The following is an 11,255-nucleotide window of genomic DNA, read 5'->3' on the forward strand; positions in this document are numbered from 1 at the left end:
CATCCTTAAACCTCTATCAATTCTATTCCACTCTACTCCTCTAAATAATTCTTTTACCATAAATAATTCACCAGAGTTCAAATTTTTAGTTTGCTTTATAGCTTCTTCTAAAAGATCTTTTAATTTCATAATACCTCCAAATTTTCAGTTACTTATATAGAACCATTATAAACAACATTGTATATAATGTAAATCTAATTTAGGAAGAAATTTCGGACAAAATTCAAGGATTATCGCAAAACAAAAATAAAATAACGGTTATAATGATAATTTTAATTAATTACGACTATGTAAGTTTCAGAATATTCATTCATAAGTTATCTATAATAATTACTTGGAATAATCAGACTAAATATAAGGAATTGAAAATATAGTTATTTTAATCCTTTGGCAGAAAAAACATGGAGAATTAATAAAACCATTTTATTTAGTTTTTACAAATACTGCTTTAACAACGAAAGAAATTATAGAATATTATGGATACCGTTGGGAAATAGAAGTGAGTTTTAGGTATAAAAAACAAAGGTTAGGTCTAAATGATTATGAAATGAGAAGTTTTAAAGGGATCGAAAGATTTTGGAGTTTAGTTTACTTGATCTATAATTTTTTAGAGATCGAACGCTATAAATCCAATGTTAAAGAGAATCTTGGAGCAATATTAGATAAAATAAAAATAAAGAATAAGGCTAATTTTATAGGATTTATCTATGAAAAACTTAGTGAAGATAAATCAAAACAGGAACTCCTATTAAATTTAGGAATTCCCGCGTAAAAAAATTATATTGTAAAAAAGTACTTATTTTGTGATATAAAAAATTATTGGATTTCATAATTTGCACAAGTCTAGTTAGTAAAGTAAAATTATTGAACTAAAAAAAGATTTGAAAAAGTATCCTTATTTTAGGGAACTTAATTAGATCTTCTAGATTATTTCAAACCAAATAAAATCTCCCTAACTGTAATAGTTGCAAAGTTAATGAGGTCTTATTTATAATATTTTTAAGGTTAAGATTTATCAATAACACCATTTTATATTATTGAACATTTATAAAATAATTAGGGTATTTTATTTTTAATTCTTTTTGATTGATTTTGTAGTGAGATAAATGTTCATTCACAAAATTTTGTAGTGGTTTTATTTCTCTATTTTTTAAAAGGTTTATTAAATTTTCATGTTGTTTTATGATTAAATCTGTTCTTTTATTTTCAAGAAACTCTAATAGTCTTAACCTAGAATGATGAGTATTAAAGAGCATTATAATTTTCCAAACTCGCCCCATGTTAACGGATTCAAAAATTAATTTATGAAATTCATTATCTAAATAGAATAAATCATGCAAATCAGTATTTGAAGTAATTATATTTTTTTGAAAATGAAGATTTTTTTCCAGTTTTTTTATTAGAAAATCGAAATTATTGAGTTCTAAAACGTCAGAGAGTATCTGTTTTTCTAAAGTTCCTCTCATAAAAACAGATTCATGTATCAAATTTAAATCTAATTTAGTAATCATAGATTTTTTTTGTGGTATTACATCAATTAATCTTTCGTCACTTAATTTGATTAAAGCTTCGCGTATCGGTGTTCTGCTTAGATGCAAAACTTTTGAGATAGATATTTCACTAATAAATTCACCGGGTTTAAGATTTAAATTCATAATGTTGTTTTTTAAAACTCTATAAACATATTTACTGTTATTTTCATTTTCATTTTTTAAGATATTTTTTAAAGTCATTTTCCCTCCTATCATGTATACAAGTATTATACTTTTTTTTATCTTCAAAATCAATTTTTTTTTTAAAATCTTTAAAAAATTAATATTTTTGAACAAAACGTTCAGAAACGAGAGGAAAAGTACAAAAGAAAAAACTTGCATAATATAAAAAAATATGTTAAATTATTTCCAAGAAACTTGTATACAACTTAGGAGGTTTTAGATATGAAAGCACTAGCAGTAATAAGCAAAGAAAAAATAGAATTTTTAGAAAAGGAAACACCAAAATTACAAAATAAAGATGACGTACTTATTAAAATAAAAGCAGTAGGAATATGTGGTTCAGATGTACATATTTACCATGGAACAAACCCACTAGCAACTTACCCAAGAGTAATAGGACATGAGTTCTCTGGAGAAATAGTAGAAGTAGGAAGCGAAGTAGAAAACTTAGCAATTGGAGACAGAGTATCAGTAGATCCTGTATCAACTTGTGGAACTTGCTATGCTTGTAGAATAGGAAATGGAAATGTGTGTGCAGAACTAGAAGTAAGTGGAGTACATACAGATGGTGGTATGCAAGAGTATGTTGTAGTGCCAGCAGCAAGAGCATTTAAATTCCGTTCAGATATCTCATTTGAAGAGGGAGCTCTTATAGAACCATTTACAATTGCAGCACAGTCTACTTCTAAAGGAGACATAAGAGAAAGCGATACAGTATTTGTAATGGGAGCTGGACCAATCGGACTTGCAATATTACAAGTAGCAAAATCAAAAGGAGCTAGAGTAATGATCTCTGACTTCAATGAGCATAGACTATCTATCGCAGAGGGACTTGGAGCAGATCTTACAGTAAACCCTGCAAAGAAAGATGTAGCAGAAGCAGTAAAGGAATTTACAAATGGTGAAGGAGCTAATGTAATAATAGATGCAGTATGTATCCCACAGACATTTGAGCAAGCAGTAGAGCTAGCATCAGCAGCAGGAAGAATTGTTATTCTAGGATTTAACCCAAATCCATCAGCAATTTCTCAGGTACATATTACGAAAAAAGGTCTTGAGATAAAAGGTTCTAGACTTCATAACAATCAATTCCCAACAGTTGTAGATTGGTTTGATAATAAGAAGGTAGATGCTAAAAAATTAATCTCTCATAAATTTAAAATAGAAGATATACAAGAGATGTTTGATCTTATAGATAACGATCCAAGTAAAGTATGTAAAATAGTCGTAACTTTATAAATAGAATTTAGGGGGATATCATGATATTTGGAAACATAAACAATACTGGAGATATGACTATATATCCAGAAGCTATACAAAGAGCAGTGAAATATCTTCAGGAAACAAATCTTGAAAATAAGGAAGCAGGTGTATATGAACTTCAAGGAAAGGATATGTTTGTACAGGTAATCGATACTGAAACAGCTCCTAGAGAAACTAAGAAACCTGAAGTACACAGAAAGTATATAGATGTACAGTGCCTGATTTCTGGTAAAGAAAAAATAGGATTTGCTGTAGACACAGGAAACAATGTAATAGCAAATGAATATGATGCAGATAGAGATATCATGTTTTATGAAGGATGTGAAGGAGAGTCAGAGATGACTATGACACCTGGAACATTCGCAGTGTTCTTCCCTCATATAGTACATATACCAGCATGCTTTGATGGAGAAAAATCAAAGATAAGAAAGATAGTAATAAAGATAAACACAGAAATCTTATAGGAGGAATAGCCAATGTTAAAAGAAGTAAGATGGGCAATGATAGGAACTGGCCAGGTAACAGAAGTAAAGAGTGGTCCAGGACTATATAAATCAGAAGGTTCAAAACTTGTGGGAGTATATAACTTAGATTATGATCAGGCTACAGACTGGGCTAAAAGACATAATGTAGAAAAAGTATATAAGAGTGTAGATGATATATTAATTGATCCTGAAGTAGATATAGTATATGTAGCTACTCCACCAAAGTTTCACTTCCAGTATACAATGGATATCCTAAATGCAGGAAAGATACCATATGTAGAAAAGCCAATTGCTAACACATATGAAGAGTGTCTTGAGATTCAAAAGTTATCTGAAGAAAAAGGAATTCCTGTATATGTAGCATTCTATAGAAGAGGAGTAGATAAATTCCTTAAGATAAAAGAGATGCTAGATAACAAAGTCATTGGAGATGTAAGACAGGTATATGTAACTCAGACTCAAAAAGTAGAAGAAGCTGAGTTAAATAGAAACAACCTGCCTTGGAGAGTAATTCCAGCTATCTCTGGTGGAGGAAAGTTCCTTGACATGGGAGTACACGTATTAGATTGCCTAATCATGTATTTCGGAGAAATAGAGTCTATGAATGGTGTTGTGGAAAATAAAGGTGGATACTATGATGCTGACGATACAGTAGTGGCAACATTTAAATTTGCTAACGGAATCCTAGGTGTAGGAAACTGGTGTTATGTAGCAGATAAGAATGAAAACAAAGTAGAAATTATAGGTAACAAAGGAAGAATCATCTATGATGGTCTATCTGCAAAGAAAGTAATAATCGAAAAAGATGGTAAGGTGGAAACACTTACATTTGAAGAGCCAGAGCACGCAGCTATGCCTTTCCAACAAGCAGTAGTACACGAGCTAACTGGAAAGAAAAAAAGTGAAGCAAGCTTTGCACAATCAGTAAATACAGTAAAAATCACAGATATGTTATTAAAAAATTATAGAGGAGATTAAATAATGTTAAGAATAAAATATGATGATATGGTAAAAGAATTTGAAAGAATACTACTAAAGAAGGGATTTGACGCTAAAACAGCAAATAGAAGTGCAAGACTATTTGCAGACAACAGTTTAGATGGAGTTTACTCACATGGAGTAAATAGATTCCCAAGAGTAATGTCATATGTAGACAAGGGATATATCAAGATAGATGCTAAGCCAACAGTAGAAGCGAGCATGGGTTCATTTGAAAGGTGGAATGGAAACCTAGCTATGGGTAATACAAATGCACAGAGTGCAATGGATAGAGCAATCGAACTTGCAAGAACAAGTGGAATTGGAATTGTAGCAATTAAAAATACAAACCACTGGATGAGAGGTGGAACTTTTGGATGGCAAGCAGCAGATGCAGGAATGATCGGAATGTGTTGGACTAACACTATGCCAAACATGCCAGCTTGGGGAACAAAAGATAGAAATATCGGAAACAACCCATTTGTAATGGCTATTCCTAGAAGTAACAAGGAACATGTAGTAGTAGACTGTGCTATGGCTCAGTTCTCATACGGTAAGATCGAGCAGACTAAAATAGAAGGAAAGCAACTTCCAGTAGCAGGAGGATTTGATACTGAAGGAAGAATCTCTACTGATCCTACAGAGATTGAAAAAACTTGGAGAGTATTACCAATGGGATTCTGGAAGGGTTCTGGAATGTCAGTAGCTCTTGACCTTATTGCAGCAGTGTTATCTGGTGGACATTCTGTAACATCTATCGGAAAGAATTGTGAAGATGAGTACGGTTTATCTCAAATAGTAATTGCTATAGATCCTTCTCAAATGAATAGCATCAATATGACAGATGGTATTATAGATGAAGTATTAGAAGATATAAAATCATCAGAAGCATCAGATGCAAATGGTAAGATCTTCTATCCAGGTGAGATGGAAATGAATACAAGAAAGGATAATACAGAAAATGGTATTCCTGTTGTTGAAGATATTTGGAACACAATAACATCTATGTAAGAATTGTTTTGGGAGTTTAAGTTTTATTTTCAATGGGGCTTCGGGCTCTTATTATAAAGAAACTAAGGGGGGCAAAGAAAATGAAAAATTTTTTAGGTATCTTATCAGTGCTATTAGCTGTAGGATTTGTAGGATGTGGATCAAAGGAAGAGGCAAAATCAACTGAGGTAGCAGCACCAAAGCAAGTAACACTAAGAATAGCACATAATCAAACTTCTCTTGAAAATCCATACCAATATGGATTGAATAAGTTTGCAAATGAGTTAGAAAGAATATCTGGAGGAACAATGAAAGCGGAAGTTTTCCCTGGAAGTCTAGGAACAAATGAATCTGAACTAGCTATGAAACTAACTACTGATTCAGTAGATATGGTAGTAACATCACCTGGATTTATGTCAGGAACAGGAGTAAAGGAATTTGATCTCCTTTCACTTCTTTATATCTTTGATAGTTTTGATAACTGGGAAACAGTAATCGATGGAGAATTCGGAGATAAGATGAAAGACATCATCACTGAAAAAACAAATAACGACTTTAAAGTAGTAGGATACTACTCTTCAGGAGTTAGGAACTATTATGGAAAAAGACCAATTGTTGAACCAACAGACGCAAAAGGACTAAACATTAGAGCGCAGGGATCACCTGTACAGCAAGCGTTCTGGAAGAAAACTGGAGCTAACCCTATATCTGTAGGATGGCAAGAATTATACCAGGCTCTTAATACTGGCACAGCAGATGCAGCTGAAAATGATATGACTAATATGAGACTTCAAGAGCACCATAAAACACCAAATGGTAAGTACACTTCACTTACAGCTCATGATTATACTACTAGACTTCTTCTTATGAATGGTCATAACTTCGATAAGTATACAGCTGAGCAGCAAGCTTGGATCTTAGAAGCAGCAAAAGCTTCAGTAATAGAAGAAAGAGAAGTAACTTATAGAATGCTTGATGATTCAAAGGCTAAGATCTTAGCTGATGGTGGAGAGATTAACGGAGTAAATCTTGAAGCATTTAAAGCAATCGCTATCCCTATTCAGGATGAATATGCAAAGAAAAATGGTTTAGAAGATTTATTAGAACTAACAAGAAAGTAATTAGGTTAAGTAGGCTAGGGCTATCTTATGATAGCCCTAAGCTTTATAAGGGGGAACATAAGATGATAGCAAAACTATCAAAGCAGATTCAAAAAATTCAGCTAGGAGTTGGAGTTATTTGTATTAGTATATTTTTCATATCAATAGTAATACAAGTTTTCTGTAGATATGCAGGGGTAATGGTAACTTGGACTGGAGAAGTAAGTAAATACGCATTTACATGGTCAGTATTTATGGGTGCAGGAGTAATGGCTTACGAAAATAAGCACTTTGCTTTTACAAGTGTGTTAGATAAATTAGATGGAAAAAAGAAAACTGTATTAAAAATATTTTTAGCTATAATCGTATTACTTTTTTCAATGGAAATATTGTATTATGGAACAGTTATTAGTAAAAAATTCTGGAACTATAGATGGATTAGTATACCAGAAATGAAGATGGGGTATACGTGGCTTTGTGTTCCTATATTAGGATTTACATCAACAATCTATAGTATTGATCACATCATAGGGCATATAAAAAAACTTACTAGTAGTAAAGCTAATAATTTAGAAGCAAGGGAGGTTAAGTAATGACTCAGATATTATTAATAGGAATATTTTTAGGACTAATTGTTCTAGGAGTACCAATTTCATTTGTAATAGGAATAGTAGCATTTACTGGAGTTATGTTGATTCCTGGATTAAGTGGTATAGTTGTATTCATGAAGATGTTTACAGGTCTTGGATCTTTTGTACTTCTTGCAGTACCTCTGTTTATACTTGCAGCCAACCTTATGAATCATGGTTCCATATCAAAAAGACTTATTGATCTTTGTATAGCACTTGTTGGTCACATTAGAGGTGGGTTAGCTCATGCAAACATACTTGTATCAATGATATTTGCCGGAGTATCTGGATCTTCTCAAGCTGATACAGCAGGAGTTGGAAAAATTCTTATTCCACAAATGGAAGAGAATGGTTATGATAAAGAAATTTCAGTAGGAGTAACGGCAGCATCCTCTACTCTCGGAAGTATTATCCCTCCAAGCATAACAATGGTAGTTTATGCAGGAATAGCTAATGTTTCAACAGGAGCATTATTCTTTGTAGGTTTATTACCAGGATTTATCTTAGGAATATCTATGATGGTAATAGTTTACTTTATTAGTGTAAAAAGAAACTATGCTAAGGGAGAAAAAGCGTCTTATAGATATATTTTAGGGTTATTAAAAGAAAGTTTCCCTGCACTATTAACACCAGTTATTATAATTGGTGGAATTATTTCAGGAGCATACACACCGACAGAAGCAGCAGCCTTTGCATGTGTATATGCATTAATAATTGGAATGTTTTATTACAAAACTATAAAAGTAAGAGATCTACCTAATATAATTGTAGAAACTTTAAAACTGAGTTCACTATCTTTATTTGCTCTTTGTACAGCAAATGCTTTAGGAGAATTATTAGGATATTATAATGTATCTACAAAAGCAGCGGACTTCTTCTTAGGAATGCCTGGAGGAGTTAATACATTTATGTTTGTTGTAATAATATTCTTTTTATTTATAGGTACATTCATGGATGCAGTACCAGCAATGATATTATTTGTACCAGTAATACTACCTGCAGCTCTTGCTCTAGGAGTAGATCTTACTCACCTTGGAGTAATAATTGTAATGACATTAGCTCTTGGATTGGTAACACCTCCATATGGATTATGTCTTCTTATTGCAGGGTCCATATCAAACCTTACAATTGAGAGATCGTTTAAAGGAGTATTACCGTTTTTCATAATGGCAATAGTAGCTCTATTCTTTGTGGCATTCACACCACAGATAATAATGGGATTCCCAAAGTTATTAAATCCTTCTATGTTCTAAAGAGATGAATTAAAAGAAGATACTTTGTGCAAGAGCCATATAAGGGTGGCTCTTTATATATGTACATTTATCTTGTATACTAGTATTGATGAAAAATTATGGAGGTTTAAATATGAAAATGACATTTAGATGGTATGGTAAAGGTAACGATGAAGTTACTTTAGATAAAATAAAACAGATTCCTGGTGTAGAAGGAGTAGTATGGTCATTACATGATATGGCTGCTGGTGAAAACTGGCCTATGGAGAGGATAGAAGAAGTAAAAAAACAAGCAGATGAATATGGATTTAATATAGATGTTGTTGAAAGTGTAAATGTACATGAAGATATAAAATTAGGACTTTCTACAAGAGATAAATATATAGAGAATTATATTGAAACAATGGAAAAATTATCAAAAGTAGGAGTAAAGTGTATATGCTATAACTTTATGCCTGTATTTGATTGGACTAGAACAGATCTCTATAAAAAAACAGAAGATGGATCAAATGCTCTTTTCTTTGAAAAAAGTAAAATAGAAGATATTAATCCAGTTGAGTTAATTAAAAAACTTTCTAAAGATGTAGATGTAACTATGCCTGGATGGGAGCCTGAAAGGTTAGAAAAAATAGAAGAATCTTTTAAAGCTTACAGTGGTTTTACAGCAGAAAACTTATGGAGTAACCTTAAGTATTTTTTAGAAAAAATAATCCCTGTAGCTGAAAGATTAGACATTAAAATGGCTATTCACCCTGATGACCCAGCTTTTGACATTTTTGGTCTTCCTAGAATTATTACAAGTAGGGATAATATAAAAAGGTTTTTGGGCTTAGTGAATAATAAATATAATGGACTATCACTTTGTACGGGGTCTTTAGGATCAGTAAAAACAAATGATATACCAAATATTATTAGAGAATTTGCTGACAGAATTCACTTTGCTCATGTAAGAAATGTAAAGGTTTTTGATAATGGTAACTTTATAGAGACATCTCATAGAGCATGTGATGGATCTGTTGATATAGTTGATGTTATGAGAGCATATCATGAAAATGGATTTGAAGGATATATGAGGCCTGATCATGGTAGACATATTTGGGGAGAAGAAAAAACTTGTAGACCTGGTTATGGTCTTTATGACAGGGCTATGGGGATAATGTATTTACTTGGTATTTGGGATCAATTAGAAAAAAAATAAGGAGTAGAGATATGAAATTGTCAAATGATGGATTAAAAAATAGAGATCAATGGCTAGAAAAAGGCTATGAACTACCAATTTATGATATTGAAAAAATAAAAGAAAATACAATAAAAGAACCTGTATGGCTTCACTTTGGGGCAGGGAATTTATTTAGAGCTTTTACAGCGGCAAATCAAAATAAATTATTAAATGAAGGTAAATCAAATAAGGGAATTATAGTAGCAGAAGGATATGACTATGAAATAATAGAAAAAGCTTATATCCCCTTTGACAATTTAAGTTTGTTAGTAACGTTAAAACCAGATGGCAATATAAAAAAAGAAGTTATAGGAAGTGTTGTAAGTTCTCTAACTGCCGACACATCCAATAAAGATGACTGGGATGAACTTAAAAGAATTTTTAAATCACCTTCTCTTCAAATGGTTAGTTTGACAGTAACAGAAAAGGGATATTCAATTTTTAATAATGATGGAGAAATCTTACCATTTGTCTTAAATGACTTAAATAAAAGTTATAAAGATTCCCAGTATTTTATGGGTAAATTAACAGCACTGTGTTATGAAAGATTTTTAAATGGATCTTCACCTGTAGCATTGGTAAGTATGGATAACTGCTCTGAAAATGGGATTAAACTTTATAATGCTGTTTTATTTTATGCAAAAAAATGGGTAGAAAATAAATTTATGGATGAAAAATTTGTTGATTATCTTAAAGATTCTGCTAAAGTTTCGTTCCCTTGTACCATGATAGATAAGATAACTCCTAGACCAAACGCCTTTATAAAAAATAGTCTAAAAGATGACGGGTTTGAAAATTCAGAATTAATTATTACAGAAAAAAATACTTATACTTCAGCTTTTGTAAATGCAGAGGAACCTCAATATTTAGTCATTGAAGATAATTTTCCAAATGGAAGACCTAATTTAGAGGAAAGTGGGGTTATGTTTACAGACAGGAAAACTGTTGATAAAGTTGAAAGGATGAAAGTTTGTACTTGTTTAAATCCACTTCATACAGCTCTTGCTATCTTTGGATGTTTACTCTCTTATAATAGTATTGCAGATGAGATGAAAGATGAAACTTTAAAATTATTTGTAGAAAAAATGGCATATGAAGAAGGGATAAAGGTTGTTACCGATCCTATTATTATAAATCCATCTGAATTTATAAAGGAAGTTTTAGAGGTTCGTTTCCCAAATCCGTTTTTACCTGATACACCTCAAAGAATTGCTACTGACACATCTCAAAAGATCGCTATTAGATTCGGAGAAACGATTAAAGAGTATAACAATAGTAATGATTTAGATGTAAAACAGTTAAAATATATACCATTAGTAATTGCTGGGTGGTGTCGTTATTTAATGGGAATAGATGATAGTGGTGTTAAATTTGAACTTAGTTCTGATCCTATGTTAGATTCATTAAAAAAACATATTGGGAATATAGAGATGGGATCATTTAATAATATTTCCGAAAGTTTAAAACCAATCTTATCAGATGAAAAACTAATGGGAATAAATTTATATGAAATTGGAATGGGAGAAATAATAGAAACTTATTTTAAAGAATTTATTAAAGGTTCAGGAGCAATTAGAGAAACATTAAATAGATATTTATAGTCTATTATAATTAGGAGGACATAGATTGAAAAAATTTGAAATA

The 11,255-nt window shown here is 31.6% G+C and carries 12 protein-coding genes; 10 read left to right on the plus strand and 2 right to left on the minus strand.

Features of this window, described 5'->3' with window-relative positions; translation table 11 throughout:
• Nucleotides 1-129 (minus strand): DUF1413 domain-containing protein (locus tag ABZA26_RS01820; RefSeq protein ID WP_372712823.1); only part of this gene is annotated, 129 nt, incomplete at its 3' end.
• A 283-nt stretch (nucleotides 130-412) separates the two neighbouring features.
• Between ABZA26_RS01820 and ABZA26_RS01825 the strand changes: the two genes are divergently transcribed.
• Nucleotides 413-772, plus strand: a complete 360-nt coding sequence (locus ABZA26_RS01825) for a transposase (RefSeq protein ID WP_372712824.1) — start codon at nucleotides 413-415, stop codon at nucleotides 770-772.
• Nucleotides 773-1,034: 262 nt separating this feature from the next.
• Here the strand turns inward: ABZA26_RS01825 and ABZA26_RS01830 are convergent, their stop codons facing one another.
• The gene (locus ABZA26_RS01830) at nucleotides 1,035-1,733 is read right to left on the minus strand and encodes a GntR family transcriptional regulator (RefSeq protein WP_372712812.1); all 699 of its coding nucleotides are present in this window, start codon (nucleotides 1,731-1,733) and stop codon (nucleotides 1,035-1,037) included.
• Nucleotides 1,734-1,937: 204 nt separating this feature from the next.
• On the opposite strand from ABZA26_RS01830, the gene ABZA26_RS01835 reads away from it, so the two are divergent.
• The 9 genes from ABZA26_RS01835 to ABZA26_RS01875 all read left to right on the plus strand — a co-directional run bounded on the left by ABZA26_RS01835 (nucleotide 1,938) and on the right by ABZA26_RS01875 (nucleotide 11,212).
• Entirely contained in the window at nucleotides 1,938-2,954 is a 1,017-nt protein-coding gene (locus ABZA26_RS01835; RefSeq protein WP_372712814.1) for a zinc-binding alcohol dehydrogenase family protein, read from the plus strand.
• A gap of 20 nt (nucleotides 2,955-2,974) precedes the next feature.
• Nucleotides 2,975-3,442: a YhcH/YjgK/YiaL family protein gene (locus ABZA26_RS01840; RefSeq protein WP_372712815.1), complete on the plus strand. Its 468-nt coding sequence runs from the start codon at nucleotides 2,975-2,977 to the stop codon at nucleotides 3,440-3,442.
• Between the two features lie 12 nt (nucleotides 3,443-3,454).
• Complete coding sequence (locus ABZA26_RS01845) at nucleotides 3,455-4,441, plus strand: Gfo/Idh/MocA family protein (RefSeq protein ID WP_372712816.1); 987 nt, start codon at nucleotides 3,455-3,457, stop codon at nucleotides 4,439-4,441.
• Between the two features lie 3 nt (nucleotides 4,442-4,444).
• Nucleotides 4,445-5,452, plus strand: a complete 1,008-nt coding sequence (yiaK, locus tag ABZA26_RS01850; RefSeq protein ID WP_372712817.1) for a 3-dehydro-L-gulonate 2-dehydrogenase — start codon at nucleotides 4,445-4,447, stop codon at nucleotides 5,450-5,452.
• Nucleotides 5,453-5,559: 107 nt separating this feature from the next.
• On the plus strand, nucleotides 5,560-6,552 hold the full coding sequence (locus ABZA26_RS01855) for a TRAP transporter substrate-binding protein (RefSeq protein ID WP_372712818.1): 993 nt from the start codon (nucleotides 5,560-5,562) through the stop codon (nucleotides 6,550-6,552).
• Nucleotides 6,553-6,614: 62 nt separating this feature from the next.
• Entirely contained in the window at nucleotides 6,615-7,124 is a 510-nt protein-coding gene (locus ABZA26_RS01860; protein ID WP_372712819.1) for a TRAP transporter small permease, read from the plus strand.
• Nucleotides 7,124-8,413 (plus strand): TRAP transporter large permease, encoded by a 1,290-nt coding sequence (locus ABZA26_RS01865; RefSeq protein WP_372712820.1) that lies wholly within the window; start codon nucleotides 7,124-7,126, stop codon nucleotides 8,411-8,413. Before ABZA26_RS01860 ends, ABZA26_RS01865 begins: the two co-directional genes overlap by 1 nt.
• Before the next feature lie 112 nt (nucleotides 8,414-8,525).
• The gene (gene uxuA, locus ABZA26_RS01870; protein WP_372712821.1) at nucleotides 8,526-9,590 is read left to right on the plus strand and encodes a mannonate dehydratase; all 1,065 of its coding nucleotides are present in this window, start codon (nucleotides 8,526-8,528) and stop codon (nucleotides 9,588-9,590) included.
• A gap of 11 nt (nucleotides 9,591-9,601) precedes the next feature.
• Entirely contained in the window at nucleotides 9,602-11,212 is a 1,611-nt protein-coding gene (locus ABZA26_RS01875; RefSeq protein WP_372712822.1) for a mannitol dehydrogenase family protein, read from the plus strand.
• Nucleotides 11,213-11,255: the final 43 nt, after the last annotated feature.

Origin of the sequence: Ilyobacter sp., assembly GCF_041583315.1 — a bacterium.
Lineage (GTDB): Bacteria > Fusobacteriota > Fusobacteriia > Fusobacteriales > Fusobacteriaceae > Ilyobacter.